This window comes from Desulfovibrio piger ATCC 29098, assembly GCF_000156375.1.
GTDB classification, from domain to species: domain Bacteria; phylum Desulfobacterota; class Desulfovibrionia; order Desulfovibrionales; family Desulfovibrionaceae; genus Desulfovibrio; species Desulfovibrio piger.
In genome coordinates this window covers 97,775-122,726 of record NZ_DS996361.1, presented here as the reverse complement: position 1 = coordinate 122,726, position 24,952 = coordinate 97,775, and the positions used below count along the sequence as shown (strand labels likewise).

Genomic DNA, 24,952 nt, shown 5'->3' with positions numbered 1-24,952 from the left:
CCCCCGTGTGACCTTCTTGGCCCTGCCGGACGGAGCTCAGCGGCTGGCCCGCGCAACGAAGCTCAGCCGCAGGTACAAGGCGTAGGCCAGTAACTGGAGCCCCATCGAACACAGGGCCATGACACGCAGGTCAACTTCGTAGAGCCAGCCCAGGCACCAGCTCCCCAGGAACCAGCTCACTCCGAAACAGGCCTCGAAAATGCCGAAATGGCGTGCGCGTTGTTCCCGGGACGAAAGGGAGACCACCACGGCCTTCATGACGGATTCCTGCGCTCCCATGCCCATGCCCCACAAGCAAGCCCCTACCGCCACGCCCCAAAGACTGTCCGTCCAGAAGATGAAGACAGGGAACAGGGCCCCGGCCAGGGCCACCGGCCCCAGCACCCGATATCCCCGACGGTCGTACAGCCAGCCGAAGATCAGGGCCGCACAAGCATCGGCCAGCATGGCCAGCGCATACAGTAGAGGGAGCCCCGCACCGTCCAGAAGGCCCGCCCGGGACACATGGAGCGTGACCAGGGGGAAATCCACAAACGCGAAGGCCAGCAGGGACGAGGCGGCAAGATAGAGCAAAAAAAGCCGGGAACAACCGCGTGCCGCAGACGCCCGCACGGAGGAGGGCTCAAAAGCGGAAGGATCGGGAAACCTGCGCCGTGCGGCCAACAGTACGACCAACGCCATGAGAGCCGGAATCCCCAGACAGGCAAAGCACAAGGCATAGGCATCGAGCCCGGACATCCCGCCGCGTCCTGTCATGATGGCGAACAGCAGCACAGGCCCCAGAAAGGCCCCCACCTGATCGAGGAACTCCTGGATGGCGAACGATCTGCCCACACCTTCCCGGCTGGCGGCAAAGGACAGCAGCGTGTTCTTGGCCGGCTGGCGGACGGCCTTGCCGATGCGTTCCGCGATGACGAGCCCCGCTGCCGCCGGCCAGCCGCCCTCGGGTACCAGGGCCAGGAGGGGGATCGCCAGCATGTTGACGCAATAGCCGCCGATGGTCATGGGCCAGTATAAGTGCGTCCTGTCGGCCAGCATGCCCGTGAACATGCGCAGGGCATAGCCCAGGCACTCGCCCAGACCGGCCACGAGGCCCACGGTGGCCGCGGAAGCCCCGAGCAGTCCCAGATAATCCCCCAGCACGCTGCGCGCCCCTTCGTGGGCCATGTCCGCGAACAGGCTGACGATGCCCATGAGCAGGATAAAAATGAACGCCGGTGAAATGCCACGTCCCATAGTCGTCCCCTCCTTCAAGGAAGCTGCCGGAAGACCTATACGCGGCACAAAAAAATGACTCCTGCCGACACACAGGTCCGGCAGGAGTCATCAGCAAAACATGCGGTTCATGGGGGACTCCATCCCCTTGACCTTCCTTAGCAGTCCCCGCGCCGGAGCGCAAGTTCCGGGCAGCATCCAGCCCCGGCAGGAGGAACAGCACACCGCCCTCCCCCGTCCAGGCTGCCATTTCCCGTCCGCCGGAAAAACAAAAAGCCCCCTTGTACAGGGGGCTTTGTCATTCCTAAAGATGCGGGCCAGGCTTACAGCTTGCTGGCGCGCATGTCGCGCAGCCACTGGTACCAGCCTTCCAGACCGGAACCGTCACGGCAGGAGACTTCGAACACGGCCAGTTCCTTGTTGAGGCGGGTGGCGAAGTCCCGGGCCCGTTCGCGGTCGAAGTCCACATAGGGCAGCAGGTCCACCTTGTTCAGCACCATGGCCTTGGCCAGGTTGAACAGCAGGGGGTACTTCTCGGGCTTGTCGTCGCCTTCGGTCACGCTCAGCAGGGCCACCTTGGCGTCTTCGCCGCAGTCGAATTCCACGGGGCAGACCAGATTGCCCACGTTCTCGATGAACAGGATGTCCACACCGTCCAGATCCAGGCTCTCCATGGCCGTCATGATCATGTTGCTGTCCAGATGGCAGCCGCCGTCGGTGTTGATCTGCACGGCCTGGGCGCCCGTGGCCGCCACGCGGCGGGCATCGTTGTCGGTCTGCAGGTCGCCTTCGATGACGGCCATGCGGAACTCGCCGGCCAGGTCATGCAGGGTGCGTTCCAGCAGGGTCGTCTTGCCGGCGCCCGGCGACGAGATCAGGTTCAGGGCCAGGATCTTGCGCTCGCGCAGCTTCTCGCGCACGCTGGCCGCGATCTTCTCATTGGCTTCCAGAACGTTGCGCACCACAGGAATTTGCATCGTTTCCTCCCGGAACTCCGGCCCTTTCCTCAGGGCCCGCCTGGCGGCAGCATGGCCGCAGGCCGTGGGTTTATGAATCCTGGCCCCCGCTGACGGAGGCTTCCAGATGACTGATCTGCAGCTCCTTGCCCTGCTCCACCGTGTGGCCAGACAGAGCGCCGCACGCCGGGCACGGCTGCCAGAGGGCTTCCTGCCCCTCGCCGCCAAAGGTCTGCCCGCAGGCGGAACAGCGCAACAACAGGGGGATGGTCACCAGTTCGAGCCGGGCAGCCGCATGCGGCCCGCCCTGCACCAGGGCCTCGAAACAGAATTGCAGCGAGTCCGGCACCACGCCGGCCAGCGCGCCGCATTCCACACGGATGAGGTCGAGCCGGTCACAGCCCTGTTTGGCGATCTCTTCCAGAGCTATGTCCAGGATGCTTTGTGCGATGGACATTTCGTGCATAGTGCGCCGATGCTAGCGCAAACCCCCCGGCGCGTAAAGGGATTTGGCAAATCTTGCCATTCGGCATAAATCATGTAGAGTTTAGCCGTGCCTGCATACGGGGCCTCATGGCACGCCCCGGCCGGGGGCATCTTTCCCCGCCCGGACATGCATCGAATCACCACGCGTGATCTTCCGCCGGGCACTTTCCGGCGGACATACGGCCCAAAGGCACAGGAGCCTACTGGCATGAACAAGATCTTTCTCTGGATAGTCCTCGCGGTCATCATCCTTGGCCTGCTGCTCATCCTGCTCAACACGCGCATGGGACAGTCCGGCGACGCCCCGGCCCCTGCCGACAACAGCGTCTCCGCCCCTGTGACGCCCGCACAGCCCGTTGCCCAGCCCCCCCTGCCCGTGACGCCCGGCACGCCTGCCGATGGTGAAAAGCTGGCCGCTGCCGGGGTCAAGCCTTCTCCCGCTGCCGTGGAACGCGGCTTCGCCTTCGACACCGGGGAAGAAACGACGGCCACCGCGGCCGGGGGCGCTGCTCCCGCAGCTCCGGGCACGGCCCCGCTCACCGCTGCCGCCCATGACGAAAAGGCCCAGCCGGCCACGGCGCCCGCTCCTGCGGCTCCTGCGGCTCCGGCAGAGGTGAAGAAGGCGGAAAAACCCGCTCCCAAGCCCCAGCCCGCGCCCCGCAAAGCGGCCCCCGCCCCCAAGAACCAGACCATCACCAACTTCGTGGTCTTCGTGCGTGACGGCGGCGCCACCATCCGACTGGACGCCTCGTCGCCCATCCGCTTCAAGCATCTGGAGCTGACCAGCCCCGCCCGCGTGGTGGTGGACCTGCACGGCACCTGGAAGCTCAGCGAGCCCGGCGTGCCCAAGGGCGAGATGGTCAAGGACGTGCGCCTGGGCAAGAAGGGCAGCGATACCCGCATCGTCATCGACCTGCACGCCAAGGCCAAGACCCGCTACATCCTGACCAAGGGCAAGAAGCGCCTGGACATCCGTCTGGACAAGACCAAGTAATTTCCCGCAGCATAACGATAAAAAACGGCAGGATCTCCCGCGAGACCCTGCCGTTTTTCGTAATTACAGCCAATTATCTTAATTCGCAGTAGCTGTGGCATCTCCACGAATAAATTTAATTAACTCTTTATCGTTTTCCTTAATTTCAAATGCAACACTTTGTTTTGAATCTTTTCCAATATACTCTTTTGCTCCAAAAATCATTATAGGAAAAACATCTCTCAAGATACCACTACTTCCAGAACTTACAACATTAAGCTTCCACATTTGTGGGCCAAGATTTACAGTTTTTTCTCCTTTATTAAGAATAAAGGCATCCAGAGCTATGCCTCTCATATATGTTGTTACTGTCCTTACTTCAGGCACATATCCTGTAATACCATACTGAGGCATATATGTTGTATTTGCTGAATAGCTACCAGTGTAAGGATTAACTGTACCATAAGTAGATGATGATTGTATCCCTGTCTGGCCCCAGACTGGCGTATAATCTGTATAAATATGTGTTTGAGGATCACTTACTTTATAGAACAAAAATACGACGGCATCAGCTTCATTTATATTTTTACTTATATGAAATCCTTGCGTATTCATTGCCTTTGCAACATAGTTTGAATACTCTTTAAATTCAAGAGATTCATATGAAATATTCTTATCAGCAGGAATAATAATATATTTTTTATCCTTATTCTGCATATACATATCATCGACTTGCGACATAAGTACACCATTATATGATGCAGAGCATGCCGATAGCAGAAACATAATAATACAAAAGGAACACATACGACAAAATTTCATTCCAGTCTCCTTTTATACCAAAAAAATATCACATATTAAAGTTAAAATCAATATACAAGCCCTTGCTGACACCTATTATATATTATTCTCCTTATATATTTTCTACTTACTGTTTTATATAAAAATTAATAGATATCTCAAGCCATCTCAAAGACTTTGCATTCATCAACTAGGGTGCCGTTTAACGGCATGCATCGAGGGAGCAATGCCGCCGTCCGGTGCACCTACAGCACTTGGAGCCAATGCGTGACACGAAAGCAGACAGGGGCCTGGAAGCACAAAAGCTCTGCCCAACGCTGATTCTTCTTCTCCAGCACCAAAAAAGGGAGGCTTTCGCCTCCCCTTCTTTTATTCCTTTTCCATGTCCCTGCCGCGTTGGTCAGCGGCCAGCACCGCATCCACCAGCAGGCCGGAAAGCCCCGCCCTGTCGAGTACATTGACCCCGGCGATGGTCAGGCCGCCGGGCGAGCACACCTGGTCGCGCAATTCCATGAGCGGTGTGTCGCTGCGGGCCGCCATGACGGCCGAACCCTCGAACAGGGCCGCCACCATGTCACGGCATTCCTTGCGGCCCAGGCCCAGGGTGACGCCGGCCTGCACCAGCCCCTGCATCATGCCGAACACATAGGCAGGCCCGGCACCGATGAGGGCCGAAAAGGCCGTGAAGCGGGATTCCGGCAGCTCCAGGCAAACGCCCAGCTGGCTGAAGAAGCTCAGGATGTCCTCCTTGCTCTGCGCCGGGACCTTGTCGTCGAAGCACAGGGCGAACACGCCCTTGCCCACCAGCGCGGGCGTATTGGGCATGCAGCGCACCACGGGGCAGCGACCGGCCACGGCCGCCTGCAAACGGGCGATGCTGATGCCGGCCGCCACGGAGATCACCACCGTATCGGGCCCGAACTCGGGCGCCATCTCGGCCAGCAGGGACTCGATCTGATAGGGTTTGACGGCCATGACCACATAGCGGGCCTTGCGGGCCAGCTCGCGGGCGGAATCCAGACGGGTGACGCCCGCCGCTTCCAGAGGCGCCATGCGTGCTGCCGTGCGCGTATGGCCATACAGGGTGCAGTCCAGGGAAGAAGCGGCAAGACCGGCCAGGATGGCCCCGCCCATGTTGCCGCAACCCACACAACCGATGCTCATGCTCATGTTCGTTCTCCATCACCGCCACAGGCGGCTGTCAGCCGGGAAGCGCTCCAGACGCTCCCGGAAAGATCACTCCGGCTTGCCGAACTGTCCGGCCCGCAGCTGGGCCAGATGCCAGACATAGCGCCGCAGGGGCACCACGGCCACGCCCTCGCGGTTCTCCCAGCGTTCCAGGGCCCGCAGGGTCGAAGCGTGCGGGTGGCCGATGGCGATGGCGATGCCCTGCTTGCGGGCCAGACGGGCGGCCTTGTCCAGCGCGGCCAGTACCTTGTCCGTGCCCTGGGGATCGTCCAGAAAGACATGGCGGCTGGCCGTGACGATGCCCTGACGGACCATGCTGTTCTCCAGCTGGCTGTTGCCGCGGGTAACGCTGTCCAGCACGAACAGGCCGCGCCCGTAGGCCAGACCGGCCAGCATGCGGCAGGCATCGCGCTGTCCGGTGAACCCGGAACCCATATGGTTGTTGAAGCCCAGGGCCGTGGGCACCTGCGCCAGCGCCTTGTCCAGGGCGTGTTCCATGGCATAGGCGTCCATGTCCGTCTCCAGCGCTCCGGGGCCCGGGTTGGGCGCGGTGCCGTTCTTGCGGGGCATGGCCTCCATGGGCATGTGCAACAGGACGTCCAGCCCCATGTCCCGGGCCACCTGCTGCACCGAACGGCGGACAGCGGCATGGGGCCACAGGGCCAGAGCCACGGGGAACGGCAGGCTGGCCAGCTGCTCCGCGGGCTCCAGCTTCTGGCCCATATCGTCGATCACCAGCACGAGGGCGGGCTCGGGCATGGGCCGGGAAAGCGTGGCCAGCATGGTCTCCCAGCCGGGAAAATGCAGGACGAGACAGGTGCGGCCGTCCACGTCGGCTTCCAGCACACCGTCATCCGTCCAGCGCAACTGCGGCATGGGCACGTCATCGGCCAGCAGGCGTTCACCGTCAGGGCCGGTACGCAGGGCCTCCTGGCACAGGCGCTCCTGCAGGGCCAGAGCCAGACGCAGGGGGGCGCCGTCCCCTTCCACACGATAATGACGGGCCTCCTGTTCCGAGAAGCCGGGCATGGTCAGCAGACGGCAGCCGGGCATGACCCGGGACAGGGTCTGGCGCATCAGGTCGTCCAGACGGTCCCGGTGCCGCAGCCAGTCACCGCTGGCCAGCACGGGCTGTCCGTCCTCGGCCACCAGCACGGCGCCTCCCTCCCGGGAGGACAGCCACAGGGACAGGCCCAGACAGAGGCAGAACCACAGGATACCGCCCACCAGCAGGCAGGTCGACGCACACAGCCCCCCAGAGAGGCCGTCGTGATCGTCGCCGCTCGGGGGGCCGGGATGAAAGAAAGGCAAGCGCACAGGTTCCCTCCGCGCCGGACGCAGGCCTAGCGCCGGATCTCCTGGATGCGGGGCAGGCCCTTGACCAGTTGCAGGGCCATGCGCAGCTGGTTGTCGCGGGCCAGCTGTTCCGCGGCATCGTCACGCTTCTTGCTGCTCGTGGCCTTCTTGCCGCCATCGGCGTTCTCCAGATGGCCGCTCAGGTTCTGCTCGCGCAACAGGATGCGGGGCTCGTCGGCATCTTCTTCATGAGGACGCTCGAAGGGGATCTCCAGGTCGGGCACGATGCCCTCGGCCTGGATGGAACTGCCGCTGGGCGTGTAGTACAGGGCCACGGTCAGCTTGAGGGCCGAGCCGTCGGACAGGGGGATGATGTTCTGCACCGAGCCCTTACCGAAGGAACGTTCGCCGATGATCAGGGCGCGCTTCTGGTCGCGCAGGGCACCGGCCACGATCTCGGAGGCCGAGGCCGAACCGGCGTTGATGATCACCACCACGGGCACGTCGATGTCCCCGGCCTGGTCCTTGGCCTCGTAGATGCGTTCCGGCACGGGGCCGCGGCCCTGGATGGACACGATGGTGCCCTTGCTCAGGAACATATCGGAAACGCTCACGGCCTGGTCCAGCAGACCACCGGGATTGTTGCGCAGGTCGAGCACGATGCCCTTGAGGCCGCCGGTCTTGGCGCATTCGCGCGTGGCCTTCTTGAGGGCGTCGCGCAGGTCCTCGTCGGTACGGCCGGAGAAACGGGTGAGGCGGATCCAGTAGTAGCCGTCTTCCAGCGGCTTGGACTTCACGCTGACCAGCGGGATGGCCTCACGCTTGACCCGGATGGTCTTGGGCGACTTGGAGGTGCTGTGCAGGATGCCCAGCTCCACTTCCGTGCCCTTGGGACCACGGATGCGCGAGACCACGTCCTGCAGACTCAGTTCCTGCGTGGGCTGGCCGTTGATGGTCAGGATGATGTCCCCGGACTGCAGGCCGGCACGATAGGCGGGCGTATCCTCGATGGGGGTCACCACGGTCACCTGACCGTTCTCCACCGTGATCTCGATGCCGATGCCCGTGAATTCGCCGGAGGTGGTCTCCTGCATCTCCTTGTGTTCTTCAGGCGTCATGAAGGTGGAGTGCGGATCAAGGCCCTGCAGCATGCCCTTGAGGGCACCATCCAGCAATTCGCCCTGGTTCACGTCCTTCACGTAATAGCGGTTCACCAGATCCAGCACCTGGCTGAAACGGCGCAGGGCTTCGAAATCTTCCTCGACCTTGTCTTTGTCGGCCTTGGCGGCGGCGGTGGCTCCCAGCGGGCAGCAGAGGGCCAGCACGCAAAGGAAAACGGTCAAACGGAACAGAGCTCGCATGGATTGCCTCCCGAAAAGATCATACGGACGCAGGCCGCCCCGGCCGGGACCGGCGGGGCAGGCACGCAGCCTTGCCGGGCCGCCTGCGGAGCGGCCATAGTTACCTTTTTCAGGTCAAAAAGCAATGACGGCCGGGGCCGCCGGTGACGCCGGGGAAAGGACGAACCTTCGCCGGGATGCGCCGCCGTCGCGGACATGCCGGGCGGCCGGGAGCGGCAGGCGCCCCCGTCAGACGCACCAGAAAAAAGACAGGCGCCGCCCGCCTGGCGCGGGGCGCGCTCCGCCCTCCAGTCCACGGGCGGAGGCCACAAAAAAGGGGCCGCCCGTTGCCGGGCAGCCCCTGGGATCGCAAAGGCGCAGGGCCTAGATGAAGAACAGCCAGGTCAGGATCAGGAACAGCGGGATCAGGATACCCACGGACCAGGCCATGTAACCGAAGAAGCTGGGCATGGCCACGCCCTGTTCTTCGGCGATGGAACGCACCATGAAGTTGGGAGCGTTGCCGATGTAGCTGTTGGCGCCCATGAACACGGCACCGGCGGAGATGGCGGCCAGGGTGGGCGCCATGTCGGTCATCAGGTGCACGGAATCGCCACCGGCGGTGTTGAAGAACACCAGGTAGGTGGGCGCGTTGTCCAGGAAGCTGGACAGGGCGCCGGTCAGCCAGAAGAACATGTAGTTCACGGGCTCGCCGTCATGGAAGACCATGTTGATGACACCGGCCAGGGCGCCGTCGGTACCGGCACGCAGGATGGCCAGGGCGGGGATCATGCTCAGGAAGATGCCCAGGAAGAGCTTGGCCACTTCTTCGATGGGAGCCCAGGAGAAGCCGTTGAGTTCACGGCACTGGCGGGTGGTGAACTTCCAGGACAGGCCGGCCAGGCAGAGCAGCAGGATGTCGCGCAGCAGGTTCTGGCCGTCGATGCCCACGCCGTGGATGTTGATGGCTTCGCCGAAGTCGACCATGCCGGAGACCAGCACGCAAAGAACGATGCCCAGCAGGAAGAGCAGGTTGATGGAGCCGTCGAGGCCCAGCTTTTCTTCCACCTTGTTGGGATCATGCGGGGGCTGCGGACGGCCTTCGCGGCCGAACAGGACGGTATCCAGCACGAAATAGATGCCCAGCAGGGCCAGGGACATGAAGCAGGTCTTCACGAACAGGTTGGTGGTGGTCCAGAAGAAGCTCACGCCCTTCAGGTAGCCCAGGAACAGCGGCGGGTCGCCCAGGGGAGTCAGGGAGCCGCCGATGTTGGCCACCAGGAAGATGAAGAAGATCACGGAATGCACACGGTACTTGCGGTGGGCGTTGGCGCGCAGCAGGGGACGGATCAGCAGCATGGCGGCGCCGGTGGTGCCCATCCAGCTGGCCAGGATGGTGCCCACGGCCAGGATGCCGGTGTTGACCACGGGGGTGCCCACCAGCGAGCCCTTCAGGCGCACGCCGCCGGCCACGGTGAACAGGGCGAACAGCAGCACGATGAAGGGGATGTACTCCAGCAGGATGGCATGGAGGAATTCATAGAAGGCCACGTTGAAGCCGTAGACCACCAGACAGGGAATCAGGAAGGCAAGGCCCCAGAAGACGGAGATCTTGCCGAAGTGATGATGCCAGATATGCGGCAGGGCCAGCGGCATGATGGCGATGGACAGCAGCATGCATACGAAAGGAATGACCCAGACCGCGGACAGTTCCGCACCGGGGATGCTCGGATGCCCTTCGGAGGCCATGGCCAGCACGGGAAGCGCCAGCACGGTCAGCAGGGCAAGAGGCAGGGACCAGCGTTTCAACATGGGATTCTCCTCAAGTCAGTATACAATATCACAAAAGAAAACATTGTGATACACTATAAAAACTTCTTAATCTTACGCCATTTCCACGTTTTTTGCAATGAAAATGCGCCCTCTTGGCGCAGGGTGGCATATTTCACAAAATCCGTCCTATCGGACGGGGTCCGGGCCGTCCCCGGGCAGGGCCGCGGCCGGGCCGCTGTCGCTGCCGTAAAGGCTGCGGTATTCGTGCTGGAAGATGCACATGCGCGTGGCGTCGTGATAGGCGCCGTTGGCGAAGAACTCGTGGATGAGCACGCCCTCGGCCTGGAAGCCCAGCTTGGAATACACGTGGATGGCACGCACGTTCTCGTTGTCCACCACCAGATAGAGCTTGTAGAGGTTGAGCGCGTCGAAGGCATAGGCCATGGCCAGCTTGGCCGCCGCCGTGGCGAAGCCGTGGTTCTGCCAGGCCGGGTCGATGATGATCTGGAACTCGGCCCGGCGGTGGATGTAGTCGATCTCCACCAGCTCCACCAGGCCCACGTTCTGGCCCTCATGATCCACGATGAAGCGGCGCTCGCTCTGGTCATGGATGTGCTTGTTGTACAGGTCCTGCAATTCCACGAAGGCCTCGTAGGGCTCTTCGAACCAGTAGCGCATGACGTTGGCGTTGTTGTCCAGGCCATGCACGAACTTGAGGTCTTCCCGTTCCAGCGGCCGGATGCGGATGGCGGCCGATGCTTCCCTGCCAGTTTCCATGCTGAGACTCCCTGCCGCGCGCCGCAAGGCCAAGGCTTGCGGGAACGGCGTTTTTCTGCCAGATTTCCGGCGAATTCCACCAACAACGAGGATGCTATGCCCAAGGACCCCACTCCCCGGCGCAAGGCGCGTCTGGGCTCGGTGCTTGCCCACCGTCAGCCCGACCTGACCCTTGTGCTTGCCAATATCCATGACCCGCACAATGTCTCGGCCATCTACCGTTCCTGTGACGCCTTCGGCGTGGACAAGGTGCACCTGTACTATACCGACACGCCCTTCCCCGTGCTGGGCCGCAAGACCTCGGCCTCGGCCCGCAAATGGGTGGAGAGCGTGCGCCACCGCGACCGTCAGGAGCTGGAGACCAGCCTGCGTGCCCAGAACATGCAGATCCTGGCCACCACCTTCACGCCCACGGCCAAGCCGCTGCGCACCTGGGACTTCACCCGTCCTACGGCCATCATCATGGGCAACGAACACAGCGGCGTCAACGAGGAACTCATCAGCATGGCCGACGGCGAGCTCTACATCCCCATGTACGGCATGATCCAGAGCTTCAACGTCTCGGTGGCCTCGGCCATCATCCTGTCCGAAGCCTGCCGCCAGCGCGAGGCCGCCGGTTTTTACGACAGCCCCCGCCTGGAGCCCGACGAGCTGGAACGCCGCCTGGCCCTGTGGCTGGAAAAATAGACTGTCCCGAAAAATGAAAAAAGGGGGCGCCCTGCCGGGTGCCCCCTTCGTTCATCACTGGACGTCCAGCCCGTCGGCGGGCTCGCCGCCGCCCTCCGCATGCGGCCTGACCACCTTCTGGAAGCGGTGGCCGTCCCAGCGGTAGCCGATCTCGTTGGCCAGCGGCAGGTAGAGCATGCCGGTCTTGTTCCAGAACACGGGGTGCGCGCGCAGGCCCCCCATGCCCAGGCAGATGAGCACCGAGGGGTTCACGTCGTCGGGCACGGGCTGGCCCTTGGCGAAAAATTCCTGGATGTCCGGTTCCTGCGGCACGTCCACGGGCACCGTGCGCCCCGAGGCGTCCACACGCCACAGCTCCACCGTGCACAGCTCGGTGCCCAGCGTGCCGATGGCCGCCACGGCCGAACCGTCGTCAGCGTCCCGGAACAGGCGCAGGGCCACGCCGCTGTCACGGAAGGGCAGCGCCCGGAACACGATCACGTCCCGGCTCTCGCCGGCCAGTTCCCAGAACTCGCTCTGGCCTTCTTCCAGCAGTTGCTGTTTGTCCTCGTCCTCAAGGCCTTCGGCCGTATTCTCAAAAATGCTCGTGGGCAGGGCGCCGAACGCCTCGCGGGCGGTGAGCGCGCTCTCCTGCGCCAGGCCCGCGGACGGGACCAGCAGCATGAGCATCAGCAGACAGAAAAAAACACGCATATCTCCCCCTTGCCGCGACACTGTCCCGGCTCGTCAAAAATTTTATACGGTCTTCCCTGTCCTTTGTCCATCGCTCCGGGCCGTTTTTCCCGGTGCTTATCAGGAATCCCTCTTGCCAAACAACGTCGCCACGCTTACATAACAGCCCATGAACAATCCCTGCATCCATATCGAAAAAGCCCGGCAGCACAACCTCAAGGACATCAGCCTGGACATCCCCCGCGACGAGCTGGTGGTGGTCTGCGGGCCCTCCGGTTCCGGCAAGTCCACCCTGGCCTTCGATATCGTCTATGCCGAGGGCCAGCGCCGCTATGTGGAATCCCTTTCGGCCTATGCCCGGCAGTTCCTGCCCCAGATGGACAAGCCGGACGTGGAGAAGATCGAGGGCCTTTCCCCGGCCATCTCGCTGGAGCAGCAGAGCACCTCGCGCACCCCCCGCTCCACCGTGGGCACGGTGACGGAGATCCACGACTTTTTGCGCGTCTTCTTCGCCCGTCTGGGCCGCATGTACTGCCCCTCCTGCGGACGCCCCATCGAGGCCCGCTCCGCCGACGAGATCATCACCGACATCATGGCCCTGCCCCAGGGCAGCAAGTTCATGGTCATGGCGCCGCTGGTGGAACTGCAAAAGGGCACCCATCAGGACAAGTTCAAGAAGCTGCGCGCCGAAGGCTTCGCCCGCGTGCGCGTGGACGGCGCCTTCCACACGCTGGACGACGTGCCCGCCCTGGACAAGAACAAGAAGCACAGCATCGATCTGGTGGTGGACCGCCTGGTCAACAAGGACGGCATCCGCGGCCGCCTGGCCGATTCCGTGGAGCTGGCCCTGCGCTACGGCGAAGGCCGCCTGACCGTCCACCTGCCCGACAGGCCCGAAGGGGAACGGGACATCATCCATTCGACCACTTCGGTCTGTCCGCACTGCCACATCTCCCTGCCCGCGCCCAGCCCGCAGCTCTTTTCCTTCAACAGCCCGCAGGGGGCCTGCCCCCGCTGTGTGGGCCTGGGCACCGTGGACTATTTCGAGCCCCGCCTCATCGCGCCCAACCGGGGCCTTTCCCTCAATACCGGGGCCCTGCTGCCCTGGGCCGAGAGCAAGCATTTCCAGCGTTACGAGCCCGCCCTGCGCGCCCTGGGAGAGCGCCACGGCTTCACGCTCTCCACGCCGCTGGAGGACTTTTCCGACGCGGCCCTGGCCTGCCTGTTCTACGGCGAGGACGAAAAAGGCCGCCCCGCCGCGCACAGCAGCGGCCTGCGCCGCAACTGGATGGGCGGCAACGTGGCCATGGACGCCACGGGCGACTACCAGAGCGAACTTTTTGCCGGACGCGCCGCCGAGGTGAAGGTCAGCGAGGAGCGCTGGCCCGGCGTCATCCCGCTGCTGGAAAAAGGCATGCAGTACGGCGAGGCCTGGCGCGAGATCCTGGCCCGCTTCCGCCAGTCCACGGACTGCCCGGACTGCCACGGCGCCCGCCTCAAGCCCGAGGCCCTGGCCGTGCGCGTGGACGACCTGAACATCGCCCAGTTCTGCTCCCTTTCCGTGGAGCGGGCCCTGCGATGGCTGGAAGAACGCCACTTCGACGGCCGCCACGCCCTGGTGGCCGAGCCCCTGCTCAAGGAGCTGACCCACCGTCTGTCCTTCATGCGCAACGTGGGCCTGGAATATCTTTCCCTGGGCCGGGCCATGGCCACCCTTTCCGGCGGCGAGGCCCAGCGCATCCGTCTGGCCTCCCAGCTGGGCTCCGGCCTGGTGGGCGTGACCTACGTGCTGGACGAACCTTCCATCGGCCTGCACCCGCGCGACAACGAGCGCCTGCTGGGCACCCTGCGTTCCCTGCAGCGGCGCGGCAATACCGTGCTGGTGGTGGAACATGACGAGGCCACCATCTGCGCGGCCGACACGGTCATCGAACTGGGGCCCGGTTCCGGCTCCCAGGGCGGCGAGATCATGTTCCAGGGCAGCGTGCCCCAACTGCTGCGCGCCGATACCCTCACGGCCCGCTATCTGCGCGGCGACGCCAGCATCAGCCTGCCCGACGAGCGGCGCGAGCCCCAGGGCTGGCTGACCCTGCACAACGTGACCACCAACAACCTGCGCGGCATCGACTGCCGCTTCCCGCTGGGCGTGCTGACCTGCGTCACGGGCGTGTCCGGTTCGGGCAAGAGCTCGCTGGTGGTGGACACCCTGTACAAGCATCTGGCCATCAGCCTGGGCCAGCGCGTGGACCAGCCCGGCACCATCGCCGGTCTGAGCTACAGCGAGGGGGCCCGCCCCATCGAGCGCATCGTGGCCATCGACCAGACGCCCATCGGCCGCACGCCGCGCTCCAACCCGGCCACCTACACCAAGGTCTTCGACGAGATACGCAACATATTCGCCATGACCCCCGACGCCCGCAAGCGCGGCTACAAGCCCGGACGCTTCAGCTTCAACGTGCGCGGCGGCCGCTGCGAGGCCTGCGGCGGTGACGGCCAGATCCGGGTGGAGATGCACTTTTTGCCCGACGTCTACGTGACCTGCGACGTCTGCAAGGGCCGCCGCTACAACCACGAGACCCTGGAAGTGCGCTACAAGGGCCTGAACATCGCCGAAGTGCTGGACCTGCCCGTGCAGCAGGCCCGCGCCTTCTTCGAGAACTATCCCGTGCTGGAGCGCCGTCTGGCCGTGCTGGAGGAAGTGGGCCTGGAATACCTGCGCCTCGGCCAGCCCGCCACCACCCTTTCCGGCGGCGAGGCCCAGCGCATCAAGATCTCGCGCGAACTGGGCAAGCGTTCCCTGCCGGGCACGCTCTACATCCTGGACGAACCCACCACCGGCCTGCACATGCACGAAGTGGGCAAGCTCATCAAGGTGCTGCACGCCCTGGTGGACAAGGGCGCCAGCGTGGTGGTCATCGAGCACAACACGGACATGATCCTGGCCGCCGACCACGTGCTGGACATGGGCCCCGGCGGCGGCGAGAACGGCGGCCTCGTGGTCTCGCAGGGCACGCCCGAGGCCATCGTGGCCGATCCCAACTCCGTCACCGGCCGCTTCCTGATGCAGGAACGCCGCGATCGCCTCAAACGACGCGGATAAACCGCCTCCATACCGCAATGCCGAAGGCTGCCCCCAAAGGGCAGCCTTTTTTATGTGCCTGTCCCCCGTATCTCCTGCCGCATTGCCCGTCCGCCATCCGGTCTGCTCCCCTCCTGTCCGGGATACCGCAGCGACCTCCTGCGGCACAACGAAAAAGAGACCGGACGCGTGATGCATCCGGCCTCTTGCGTGTCATCGTATCACCTGCTGCGGGCGGGCCGTTCCGCCGGGACGACGCGCAGTCCGCACCGGTATTGCCATCTGCCCGGCGGCGGATCCTCCCCGGGCCCTCTCCGGCCCCAGGGAGCTGCTGCGCGGACGCCCTCCCCGCCCACGGCATGCGCCCGGAACGTCATCCGCGGGCGTGACGCCGCAACACCTCGTCCACCAGATCCTGCCCAAGGCTGCCGAAAGGACGCAACGGCGCAGGCTCTCCCTCTCCATCCTCCTGCAGGCAGCGACCGTACCAGACGATGTCGTGCCAGCGGCCCTGCTTCCAGCCCGAAGCGGGGAAATGCCCCAGCAGGGAAAAACTCGTCGCCTTGTGCAGGGCTTCGCTGGGCTCGTTGGGCACGGCGATGCAGCCATAGGCATTGACCACCCCCTGCAGGCGCAACAGTTCCAGCAGGGCCCCGTACAGGGCGCGCCCCACGCCACGGCCCCGGGCGGAGCCCAGCACATAGACGGAACATTCCACGTTCCAGCCATAGGCCGCCCGCTCCATGTGCCGGTGGGCATAGGCATAGCCTAGGACCTGGCCCGGCGCCCGGCAGACCAGCCAGGGATATTCCGGCAGCACATGATGCAGCCGTGCGCCGAACTCCGCAGCCGTGGGCACCTCGTACTCGAACGTGATGGCCGTATCCCGCACATAGGGGGCATAGATAGCCAGCATGGGGAAGATATCGCCGTCTCCGGCCACCTGCAGACAAAAGCTCATCGTTCCTCTCCTGCCGTGCCGGGGTGGGGATCCCTGTCCGCGGCCAGTCCGCTGACCACACCGCCGATGCAGATGCCCAGGCTGCACATGGCCAGCCCCAGCCACCAGATGCGATAAAAATCATGACCAAAGATGCCGTTGACCAGCCAGCCCAGATACCCCAGGTAGAACCAGGCCGTCAGGCGCTAGTGCAGCAGGCTGCCCGTGGCCTCCGCAGGGCGCTGCGCCACCCCGCTGTCGTGCAGGGCGCGGCGGATATGCCTGCCTGCCCACCAGACGAAGCCCAGCAAAAAGATCATGCCCAGGATGAAACCGATGATGCCATGGGCATACAGGATGTCCAGGTACATGTTGTGCGGGTGGCTGATGGTGATGGCGTCACGGGCCGGGACAAGCCCCAGGGCCCGGAAGCAGGCGTTGTAGCGGTCCAGGCCCGCCCCCAGCCAGGGGTGCTCGAGGAAGACCTGCCAGCCCAGGGACCAGAGGCTCCAGCGCCCGTCCCCCGCGATGGTGGAAGGATCCATGCGATGGAAGGACAGCAGGGTGAAGCCCCCCAGCACCACGACGCAGCCCCAGAGGGCGATGCGTCCTGTCTTACCGCCCACCAGCAGCGCCCAGAAAACGAAGGTGGAAGCCACCGCCAGGATGCCGCTGCGGCTGGAGGCGCCTTCCAGCAGGAAAAAGGCCGGGACAAAGAGCACCACCCAGACGATCGCTGCGGGCCAGACGCCCAGACGGCGGCGCAGCAGGAACCAGCAGGCGAAGGCGGGGATCATGGCCAGCGCCATGTAGTTGCCCACGCAGTAATCCCCCAGGCTGCCCGTCAGGCGCCCGGCGTTGGGCGCATAGCCCATGATGAAGTCGAAACCGGTCCAGGCCTGCCACATGCCGTCCAGCCCCTGCCAGACACAGGCCAGCACGCACGCCCAGACAAGGCGGCGCAGATCCCGAGTGGAGCGCACGCACTCCATGGCGATGAAGGGCAGGATGTAAGCCTTGTTGATGCCCATGCCCCCATGCAGGAAGGACTGCCAGACGTCTGTGGAGAAGATCACGCCGATGAGGGTCATGGCACCGGCGCAAAGGAAGAGCGGCCAGACCGTGAGCCGGCGCAGGACGGAGCCCTGCCAAGCGTGCCTGTAGTAAAGCAGCAGGAAGATGAAGCAGAGCGGTGGCGTCACTTCGCGCCAGCCGTAGCCTATGGGGAACAGGGCCAGGGAGACCCAGAACGTCCAGAAAAGACAGGTGTGCCAGAATTCCCCGGGGGCAGCGTCATGGCGTTTTCGGATACGGTCCATCACATCCGTGACACAAGTCGTTAGGTGCGACATCTTTGGGCCTCCTGTATTGCGATAGCGGCACCATAGCGGCAGGGTTTGCCGAATTCAAGCCGCCTCTTGCCACCCGGCCCCCGCTGCGCTAAGTAAACTCAACTTTATTTCATAAGCGATTGAGGAGATTATGGCACGTTTTACCGGTTTTGATGAAGTGTACAGCGCCCTGTATGTGGACTTTGACAACATTTACACCCGTTTCCTTGAAGCAGATCCCGAAGCGGCCCGGGCCTTCGGCATGGCCCCCTACCGCTGGGTGCGCTGGATCGAGAACCACGCCCTGCGCATCCTCTATGGTGACGGCGTGCGCCGCCGCATCCTGAAGCGCATGTGTTACCTCAACCCCCAGCGCTATCAGGAGTTCCGTTACCATTTCATCCGCAGCGCCTTCCAGGTGGTGGACTGTCCGCCCCTGACCACCCGCGGCAAGACCAGTACGGACATCCATCTGGTCATGGACTGCATGGACGACCTTTCCCACCCCACCCATTTCGACGAGTTCATCATCCTGTCCGGCGACGCGGACTTCACGCCCCTGCTCATCCGCCTGCAGGAACACGCCCGCCGCACCCTGATCCTTTCCGTGGGCTATTCCTCGCCCGCTTACACGGCCGCGGCCTCCTGGCGCATCCGCGAGGACTGGTTCCTGCAGCAGGCCCTCAAGGACGAGCGCCTCGAGGATGAGGCGGACGCCGCTCCCGGCAATGCCGCCCTGCCCCAGGCCCGCCCCCTGCGCGATACCCTGTCGCGCATGGCCCCCGGCGCCAATGACGAGGACGACGAGGACGACGGCCCCGCCCCGGGCAACAGCTGGTAAGGCAGTTGACGGCGCTGGCCCTCCCGCATAAGACAAGATATGGTTGGCCGTCCCGGCATGCGTGTGTCACATGCCGGGACCTATCCCATCAATCTTCCGGAGGCAGCGATATGATCCGTAAACTGACCCTTGCCCTGTGCTTCCTTGTCCTCATGTCCTCGGCCGTGGCCGCCAAGACCCTGGTGGTGGCCGGACACTGCGGCTACCCGCCCATGGAATACCTGAACGACAAAAAAGTCCCCACCGGCTATTCCATCGATTACATCAAGGAAGTGGCCAAGCGTGCCGGCTTTGACATGAAATTCCGTGACGTGGCCTGGGACGGCATCTTTGCCGGTCTGGCCTCGGGCAACTACGACATCCTGGCCTCCTCCACCACCATCACCCCCGAACGCCAGAAGACCTTCGACTTCTCCGACCCGTATTACGGCGTCGTGCAGGCCGTGGTCATGGCCAAGGGCAAGAAGATCGACAGCCTGGCCGGCCTCAAGGGCCTGACCGTGGGCAGCCAGATCGGCATCACCGGCGTGTTCGTGCTGCAAAAGGCCAACGTGGGCGCCAAGATCAAGGAATATGACGACATCGGCCTGGCCTTCGAAGACCTGGCCGCCGGCCGTATCGACGCCGTCATCGCCGATGACCCCGTGGCCAAGTTCTACGCCAACAAGCGCGAAGACTTCGCCGGCAAGTTCTCCGTGGCCTACCTGCACAAGGATCCCGAATACTTCGGCTTCTGCGTGCGCAAGGGCGAGACCGAACTCGTGAAGCGCATCAACAAGGCCATCGCCGCCATGAAGGCCGACGGCACCGAAGACAAGCTGAAGATCAAGTGGATGGGCTCCGCCGACTAGCCGGACACCCCGGCCGGCACCCATGGTCATCATCCCACGACATCTAGGAAGGGCCTGCGGGCCCTTCCTGCGTTTCCGGCCCTGTGCGGCGGGGCCGGAAAATCCCGGAAAACCTATTGACGCCCGGGGCCCGCGCGACTAATAAGACCCAATCCTGGCCGGGCCCGGCACGGATGCCCGGTCTGGTCCAGGCCTTTTTTCCCATTTTCCGGAGGCAGCATTATGTTCCGCAAACTCACCCTTACCCTGTGCGCACTCGTCCTGATGTGCACTCCCGTGGCCGCCAAGACCCTCGTGGTCGCCGGCAACTGTGCCTTCCCGCCCATGGAATTCCTGACGGACAAGAAGGTCCCCACCGGCTATTCCATCGACTACATCCATGAGATCGCCAAACGCGCGGGCCTGAAGATCACCTTCCGCGACGTGGCGTGGGACGGCATCTTCGCCGGTCTGGCCGCCGGTAACTACGACATCCTGGCTTCCTCCACCACCATCACCCCCGAGCGCCAGCAGGCCTTCGACTTCACCATCCCCTACTATGGTGCCGTGCAGGCCGTGGTCATGCCCAAGGGCAAGAAGATCAACAGCCTGGCCGACCTCAAGGGCCTGACCGTGGGCAGCCAGATCGGCATCACCGGCGTGTTCGTGCTGCGCAAGGCCAACGTGGGCGCCAAGATCAAGGAATACGACGACATCGGCCTGGCCTTCGAAGACCTGGCCGCCGGCCGTACCGACGCCGTCATCTGTGACGACCCCGTGGCCAAGTTCTATGCCAACAAGCGCGAAGACTTCGCCGGCAAGTTCTCCGTGGCCTACCTGCACAAGGATCCCGAATACTACGGCTTCTGCCTGCGCAAGGGCGAGACCGAGCTGCTGGAGCGCCTCAACAAGGCCATCGCCAGCATGCAGGCCGACGGCACCGAAGACAAGCTGAAGATCAAGTGGATGGGCTCCGCCGACTAGACCATCCCCCGGCCGGACGTACCGGCCATCCTTCTGTCATCCTAAGGGAAGGGCCTGCGGGCCCTTCCCTCGTTTTTTGTCCCGGAACGGACGGCAAGGCCCCGCAGGCGGGAAAACTGCCGCTCCGGCGCCCGCCGGGTATTGACGACAGGGGCCTGCGCGGCTAATAAAACGCAGTTTGGCCGGTTTTGGCATGCGGGCGCGAGCCTCAGGCCAAACATCTTCATCAACCTTTGGAGGCAGCATTATGTTCCGCAAACTCACGCTTACCCTGTGTGCTCTCATGATGATGTGCACGTCCGTGGCCGCCGAGACCCTGGTGGTCGCCACCAACTGCACCTATCCGCCCATGGAATTCCTGAACGACAAAAAGGTGCCCAACGGCTATTCCATCGCCTACGCCACGGAAGTGCTCAAGCGTGCCGGTTATGAGATGGAACTGCGCGACGTGGCCTGGGACGGCATCTTCGCCGGTCTGGCCGCCGGCAACTATGACCTGCTGGCCGCTTCCACCACCATCACTCCCGAACGCCAGAAGGCCTTCGACTTCACCGAACCTTACTACGGCGTGGTGCAGGCCGTGGTCATGCCCAAGGGCAAGAAGATCAACAGCCTGGCCGACCTCAAGGGCCTGACCGTGGGCAGCCAGATCGGCATCACCGGCGTGCTCGTGCTGCAGGAAGCCAACGTGGGCGCCAAGATCCGCGAATACGACGACATCGGTCTGGCCTTCGAAGACCTGGCCGCCGGCCGTGTGGACGCTGTCATCTGTGACGACCCCGTCGCCAAGTACTACGCCAACAAGCGTACCGATTTCGCCGGCAAGTTCGGCATCGCCTATCAGCACAACAATCCCGAATACTTCGGCTTCTGCGTGCGCAAGGGCCGCACCGATATGCTGAACCGCCTGAACAAGGCCATTGCCGAGATCAAGGCCGACGGCACCGAAAACAAGCTGAAGGTCGAGTGGATGGGCACTGCCGACTAGGGCAGCCGCCGCGACCGGCACCGCCGGTCCCCATTTTGTGACAACCGTTCGGAAGGGCCTCCGGGCCCTTCCGGCGTTCCCGCATACAAGGGGCAACCTGTACAATGAAAGACGAAGGGCAAAGCAAAGGCAACATCATCATGGTGACGGACGGCCCGTCCATCCCGAACCCTCGCGAATGGCGGCTCATCAACGCATGGTCCATCGCCCTGTGTGGTGCCATCATCACCCTGGTGCTGCTCTGCACCACCGGGCCGCAGGTCTACCGTGATGCCATCATCTTCCTGCCTGACGGCCTGCTGCTCACCTTCAAGGTGACGGCCTACTCCATCTGCGGCGCCGTGCCTCTGGGCCTGCTGACCGGCCTGGGGCGCATCTCGCGCAACCGCTTTTTCAACCTGCTGGCCTCCACCTATGTGGAAGTCATCCGCGGCATCCCCCTGCTGGTGCAGATCTTCTACATCTACTTCGCCATCTCCATGCTGGTGAAGATGGAAGGCGTGACCTCCGCCGTCATCGCCCTGAGCTTCTGCTACGGCGCCTACATGGGCGAAGTGTTCCGCGCGGGCATCCTGGCCATCCCCCACGGGCAGACCGAGGCGGCCCGCTCGCTGGGCTTCAACCGCGTGCAGACCATGTTCTACGTGGTGCTGCCCCAGGCCTGGCGCACCATCATCCCGCCCGTCGGCAACGAATGCATCGCCATGCTCAAGGATACGGCCCTGGTCTCCGTCATCGGCATGCCCGACCTGATGCAGCGCGCCCGCAGTTTTGCCTCCAAGAGCTACTGCTATTTCGAGTCCTACACCGTGGTCGCCCTGGTGTACCTCATCATCACCCTCATCCTCTCCAAGATCGTCAGCATCATCGAAGCGAGGCTCAATCACTATGACAGAAAAAAATAGCACCGAGCCCATCATCAGCATCCGCCACGTCTGGAAGTACTTCGGACAGCTCCCGGCCCTGCAGGATGTGAGCCTCGATATCGCTCCCGGCGAGCGCGTGGTCATCATCGGGCCTTCCGGCTCCGGCAAGTCCACCCTGCTGCGCTCCATCAACCGTCTTGAAGAGATCGACGGCGGCAGCATCATCGTCAACGGGCAGGACATCAACGACAAGGCCAACAACATCAACGAGATGCGCCGCAACCTCGGCATGGTCTTCCAGCAGTTCAACCTCTTCCCGCACAAGACGGTGCTGCAGAACCTGACCCTGGCCCCGCGCAAGCTGTTGAACATCCCCAAGGCCGAAGCCGAGACCATGGCCCTGAAGCTGCTCAAGAAAGTGGGCATCAGCGACAAGGCCAACGTCTATCCCGCCATGCTCTCCGGCGGCCAGCAGCAGCGTGTGGCCATCGCCCGCGCCCTGGCCATGCAGCCGGACATCATGCTCTTCGACGAGCCCACCTCCGCCCTTGACCCCGAAATGGTGGGCGAAGTGCTGGACGTTATGGTGAGCCTGGCCGAAGAAGGCATGACCATGATCTGCGTGACCCACGAAATGGGCTTTGCCCGTACCGTGGCCGACCGCCTGATCTTCATGGACCACGGCCAGATCCTGGAAATGGGCAAGCCCGACACCCTGTTCAACTCGCCCCGCCATCCACGTCTGCGCCAGTTCCTGACCCAGATCCTGTAAGCCGTTTCCCGGCCCAAGGTTTTCCGCAGCCCGTCAGCTTTTCTGGCGGGCTGTTTTCGCATCTTCCCTCCGGCCCGGCCGGACGCCAAGGAGACTTTTCGATGACACAACTGGCCGTTGCCGTCAGCGGCGGCGTGGACAGCCTCTGCGCCCTCCTGCGCCTGCGCGAACAGGGACACGACGTCCTGGCCCTGCACGGGCTCTTCCTGCCCGATGCCGCCTCCTCCGGGCCGTGCCCGGCCCCTGAAGGCCCCCGCCTGCTCACGGCGGCAGAAGCCCTGGCCGCGCCCCTGCCCCCCGCCAGCCGCCAGGCGGTGGAAGGCCTGCAAACGGCCTGCGGACAGCTGGGCATCCCCCTGCATGTGGCCGACATGCGCGCGGTCTTCGACAGGGAGGTCGTCACGCCCTTCGTGCGGGCCTATGCCCGGGGCCGGACGCCCAACCCCTGCGCGCTCTGCAACCGGGCCATCAAGTTCGGGGCTCTGCTGGACACCGCCCTGAGCCTGGGCGCGGACCGCATCGCCACCGGCCATTACGCCCGCCTGCTGGACGGCCCTTCCGGGCCCATGCTGGCCGCGGCGGACGACCTGGCCAAGGACCAGAGCTACTTCCTTTCCCTCGTGCCGCTGGAGCGCCTGCGCCGGGCTATCTTCCCCCTTGCCCGGCAGGACAAGGCCACCAGCATCGCGCAGGTCAAAGAGGCGGGGCTGGCTGTGCCCGTTCCGCAGGAAAGCCAGGAGATATGCTTCATCCCCGCCGGGGAGGACGCCTACCGGGCCTTCCTGGAACGGCGCTGGCAGGCGGAAGGCCTGTCCCTGCCCGGTAGCGGCCCCGTCCTGCTGGAAGAGGCCGGCAGCGACGGCCGCCCCGTGCTGCGCCCTCTGGCCCGGCATGAAGGCCTGTGGCGCTATACCGAAGGCCAGCGCCGGGGCCTGGGCATCGCCCACAGCGAGCCCCTCTACGTGCTGCGCAAGCAGGGGGAGGACAATACCCTCGTGGTGGGCGGCAGGGCCCGCCTGGGCATGCACGGCTGCCTTACCGGTCCCGTCAATCTGCTCTGCCCGCCCGAACAGTGGCCGGACATCCTGCTGGCTCGCCTGCGCCATCGCCAGCGCCCCACCCCCGCCCAGGTGGAGCTCACGGACGACGGCCTGCGCGTCACGCTGGCGGAGCCGCAGTTCCCCAGCGCCCCCGGACAGGTGGCTGCCATCTACGACGAGCAGGGCCGCGTGCTGGCCGGCGCGCTGGTACGGGAACTGTTCTAGCAAGACGGCCCGGGAAGGAGCCCCGGAAAGAGATCCGGGAGGGGGCATCACTGCCTGCTTTTCCTAAAGCATCCTGCTCCGCCAACGGACCATAAAAAACGTCCCTGTGACAGCACAGGGACGTTTTCTCTTTTCAGGACAGGAAACTATCAGCGCAGCACGAGTCCGGGATCGGCCGGGCAGCGCATGCCTTCCAGCAGGGGCGCGGCCGGGGGCAGCTCGCCCAGCACGCTGACGAAGACGAAACGCCCATTGGACTGCGCCAGAAAGCAGACGCCATCCTGACCGTCTTTCTTGATGGGGAAGCTGTACTGCCCCTCCCGTTCCACGGGATCGGCCGTGGCGCCGGTCACGGAGGCCAGCTCCGCCGCGATCTGGGCGGGGGCAAGGCCCGCATCGGCGGCCACCATCACGGCTATGGCCGTCCGGCGATCCGCCTGCTGGAGCAGCAAGGTGGACGTCGTCCCGGACGTGTTTTCCTCCACGACGCTCCAGCCCTCAGGCAGAGGGAAAAAGACACCGGCCACTTCCTTTGCCGCAGCCGGCGCGGGGACGGCCAGCAACAGGATCAGCAGGCCTGCCAGCAATATTTTTTGCATCTTCGTCTCCTCAATGGTGGTGGAAAAAACATGCAGCCATCCGAGAGCGTTCCGGGCATGGCGGACAGCCTGTTCCCGGAGCATGGCCTTCCGTCGGGGGCTGCCGTCAAAGCTCCGGCACGAAAGGCGCCGTCCCGTCGTCATCCCTAGGCCTGCCCCTGCGGACGGCCGCGCCGCAGCCGCCGCCAGACAGGCTCCAGTATGCCGGGTGCCAGCCTGTAGCTCAAGGGCAGGAATATCACGGCAAAGGCCAGACCGCTGGCAGCGCAGGTCAGGCACGCCTGGGCCACGGC

General features: G+C 64.0%; 23 protein-coding genes and 1 riboswitch. Of the genes, 10 read left to right on the top strand and 13 right to left on the bottom strand.

From position 1 onward, the window contains the following. Nucleotides 1-36: 36 nt before the first annotated feature. The 3 genes from DESPIG_RS12245 to DESPIG_RS12235 form a co-directional block, all read right to left on the bottom strand. Nucleotides 37-1,236, bottom strand: coding sequence for an MFS transporter (locus DESPIG_RS12245; protein WP_006009270.1), 1,200 nt, complete (start codon nucleotides 1,234-1,236; stop codon nucleotides 37-39). A gap of 74 nt (nucleotides 1,237-1,310) precedes the next feature. Continuing rightward, nucleotides 1,311-1,372: riboswitch (Fluoride riboswitch) on the bottom strand. A gap of 166 nt (nucleotides 1,373-1,538) precedes the next feature. Beyond that, complete coding sequence (hypB, locus tag DESPIG_RS12240) at nucleotides 1,539-2,192, bottom strand: hydrogenase nickel incorporation protein HypB (protein ID WP_006009267.1); 654 nt, start codon at nucleotides 2,190-2,192, stop codon at nucleotides 1,539-1,541. A gap of 70 nt (nucleotides 2,193-2,262) precedes the next feature. Next, nucleotides 2,263-2,628 carry a hydrogenase maturation nickel metallochaperone HypA gene (locus DESPIG_RS12235; protein WP_246118330.1) on the bottom strand — a complete coding sequence of 122 codons (366 nt, stop codon included), beginning with the start codon at nucleotides 2,626-2,628 and terminating at the stop codon, nucleotides 2,263-2,265. Between the two features lie 237 nt (nucleotides 2,629-2,865). On the opposite strand from DESPIG_RS12235, the gene DESPIG_RS12230 reads away from it, so the two are divergent. Further along, nucleotides 2,866-3,651, top strand: a complete 786-nt coding sequence (locus DESPIG_RS12230; RefSeq protein WP_006009264.1) for an AMIN domain-containing protein — start codon at nucleotides 2,866-2,868, stop codon at nucleotides 3,649-3,651. Between the two features lie 78 nt (nucleotides 3,652-3,729). Here DESPIG_RS12230 and DESPIG_RS13920 read toward each other — a convergent pair whose 3' ends face one another. From DESPIG_RS13920 to speG, 6 genes are all read right to left on the bottom strand, one after another. Beyond that, a complete protein-coding gene (locus tag DESPIG_RS13920) occupies nucleotides 3,730-4,371 on the bottom strand; it encodes a hypothetical protein (protein WP_147588972.1) in 642 nt (213 codons plus the stop codon). Nucleotides 4,372-4,800: 429 nt separating this feature from the next. Further along, nucleotides 4,801-5,601, bottom strand: coding sequence for a pyrroline-5-carboxylate reductase (proC, locus tag DESPIG_RS12225; RefSeq protein ID WP_006009261.1), 801 nt, complete (start codon nucleotides 5,599-5,601; stop codon nucleotides 4,801-4,803). A gap of 66 nt (nucleotides 5,602-5,667) precedes the next feature. Next, the gene (locus DESPIG_RS12220) at nucleotides 5,668-6,936 is read right to left on the bottom strand and encodes a divergent polysaccharide deacetylase family protein (RefSeq protein ID WP_006009259.1); all 1,269 of its coding nucleotides are present in this window, start codon (nucleotides 6,934-6,936) and stop codon (nucleotides 5,668-5,670) included. Between the two features lie 26 nt (nucleotides 6,937-6,962). Beyond that, entirely contained in the window at nucleotides 6,963-8,276 is a 1,314-nt protein-coding gene (locus tag DESPIG_RS12215; protein ID WP_006009257.1) for a S41 family peptidase, read from the bottom strand. 363 nt (nucleotides 8,277-8,639) lie between these two features. Further along, a complete protein-coding gene (locus tag DESPIG_RS12210; protein ID WP_006009253.1) occupies nucleotides 8,640-10,067 on the bottom strand; it encodes a sodium:proton antiporter in 1,428 nt (475 codons plus the stop codon). Between the two features lie 147 nt (nucleotides 10,068-10,214). Then, nucleotides 10,215-10,805 carry a spermidine N1-acetyltransferase gene (gene speG / locus DESPIG_RS12205; protein WP_006009251.1) on the bottom strand — a complete coding sequence of 197 codons (591 nt, stop codon included), beginning with the start codon at nucleotides 10,803-10,805 and terminating at the stop codon, nucleotides 10,215-10,217. A 96-nt stretch (nucleotides 10,806-10,901) separates the two neighbouring features. On the opposite strand from speG, the gene DESPIG_RS12200 reads away from it, so the two are divergent. Next, nucleotides 10,902-11,492: a TrmH family RNA methyltransferase gene (locus DESPIG_RS12200; RefSeq protein ID WP_006009249.1), complete on the top strand. Its 591-nt coding sequence runs from the start codon at nucleotides 10,902-10,904 to the stop codon at nucleotides 11,490-11,492. 54 nt (nucleotides 11,493-11,546) lie between these two features. Here DESPIG_RS12200 and DESPIG_RS12195 read toward each other — a convergent pair whose 3' ends face one another. Next, nucleotides 11,547-12,185 (bottom strand): hypothetical protein, encoded by a 639-nt coding sequence (locus DESPIG_RS12195; RefSeq protein ID WP_006009247.1) that lies wholly within the window; start codon nucleotides 12,183-12,185, stop codon nucleotides 11,547-11,549. Nucleotides 12,186-12,333: 148 nt separating this feature from the next. Here DESPIG_RS12195 and uvrA point away from each other — a divergent pair, with 148 nt between their 5' ends. Then, the gene (gene uvrA / locus DESPIG_RS12190) at nucleotides 12,334-15,264 is read left to right on the top strand and encodes an excinuclease ABC subunit UvrA (RefSeq protein ID WP_006009243.1); all 2,931 of its coding nucleotides are present in this window, start codon (nucleotides 12,334-12,336) and stop codon (nucleotides 15,262-15,264) included. Between the two features lie 352 nt (nucleotides 15,265-15,616). Here uvrA and DESPIG_RS12185 read toward each other — a convergent pair whose 3' ends face one another. Both DESPIG_RS12185 and DESPIG_RS12180 read right to left on the bottom strand, forming a co-directional pair. Further along, nucleotides 15,617-16,204, bottom strand: coding sequence for a GNAT family N-acetyltransferase (locus DESPIG_RS12185; protein ID WP_006009240.1), 588 nt, complete (start codon nucleotides 16,202-16,204; stop codon nucleotides 15,617-15,619). Between the two features lie 185 nt (nucleotides 16,205-16,389). Next, complete coding sequence (locus tag DESPIG_RS12180) at nucleotides 16,390-17,502, bottom strand: O-antigen ligase family protein (RefSeq protein WP_006009237.1); 1,113 nt, start codon at nucleotides 17,500-17,502, stop codon at nucleotides 16,390-16,392. Nucleotides 17,503-17,665: 163 nt separating this feature from the next. Between DESPIG_RS12180 and DESPIG_RS12175 the strand changes: the two genes are divergently transcribed. The 7 genes from DESPIG_RS12175 to DESPIG_RS12145 all read left to right on the top strand — a co-directional run bounded on the left by DESPIG_RS12175 (nucleotide 17,666) and on the right by DESPIG_RS12145 (nucleotide 24,060). Then, nucleotides 17,666-18,355, top strand: coding sequence for an NYN domain-containing protein (locus DESPIG_RS12175; RefSeq protein WP_006009235.1), 690 nt, complete (start codon nucleotides 17,666-17,668; stop codon nucleotides 18,353-18,355). A 110-nt stretch (nucleotides 18,356-18,465) separates the two neighbouring features. Beyond that, the gene (locus DESPIG_RS12170) at nucleotides 18,466-19,206 is read left to right on the top strand and encodes a basic amino acid ABC transporter substrate-binding protein (RefSeq protein WP_006009232.1); all 741 of its coding nucleotides are present in this window, start codon (nucleotides 18,466-18,468) and stop codon (nucleotides 19,204-19,206) included. 222 nt (nucleotides 19,207-19,428) lie between these two features. Then, nucleotides 19,429-20,169, top strand: coding sequence for a basic amino acid ABC transporter substrate-binding protein (locus DESPIG_RS12165; protein WP_006009227.1), 741 nt, complete (start codon nucleotides 19,429-19,431; stop codon nucleotides 20,167-20,169). A gap of 247 nt (nucleotides 20,170-20,416) precedes the next feature. Continuing rightward, the gene (locus tag DESPIG_RS12160) at nucleotides 20,417-21,157 is read left to right on the top strand and encodes a basic amino acid ABC transporter substrate-binding protein (RefSeq protein WP_006009221.1); all 741 of its coding nucleotides are present in this window, start codon (nucleotides 20,417-20,419) and stop codon (nucleotides 21,155-21,157) included. Nucleotides 21,158-21,261: 104 nt separating this feature from the next. Next, complete coding sequence (locus DESPIG_RS12155) at nucleotides 21,262-22,062, top strand: amino acid ABC transporter permease (protein ID WP_006009216.1); 801 nt, start codon at nucleotides 21,262-21,264, stop codon at nucleotides 22,060-22,062. Then, nucleotides 22,046-22,795 carry an amino acid ABC transporter ATP-binding protein gene (locus tag DESPIG_RS12150; protein ID WP_006009214.1) on the top strand — a complete coding sequence of 250 codons (750 nt, stop codon included), beginning with the start codon at nucleotides 22,046-22,048 and terminating at the stop codon, nucleotides 22,793-22,795. Before DESPIG_RS12155 ends, DESPIG_RS12150 begins: the two co-directional genes overlap by 17 nt. A gap of 101 nt (nucleotides 22,796-22,896) precedes the next feature. Further along, a complete protein-coding gene (locus DESPIG_RS12145) occupies nucleotides 22,897-24,060 on the top strand; it encodes a tRNA-specific 2-thiouridylase (protein WP_006009212.1) in 1,164 nt (387 codons plus the stop codon). 149 nt (nucleotides 24,061-24,209) lie between these two features. Here the strand turns inward: DESPIG_RS12145 and DESPIG_RS12140 are convergent, their stop codons facing one another. After that, entirely contained in the window at nucleotides 24,210-24,659 is a 450-nt protein-coding gene (locus tag DESPIG_RS12140; protein ID WP_147588971.1) for a hypothetical protein, read from the bottom strand. Between the last annotated feature and the right edge of the window lie 293 nt (nucleotides 24,660-24,952).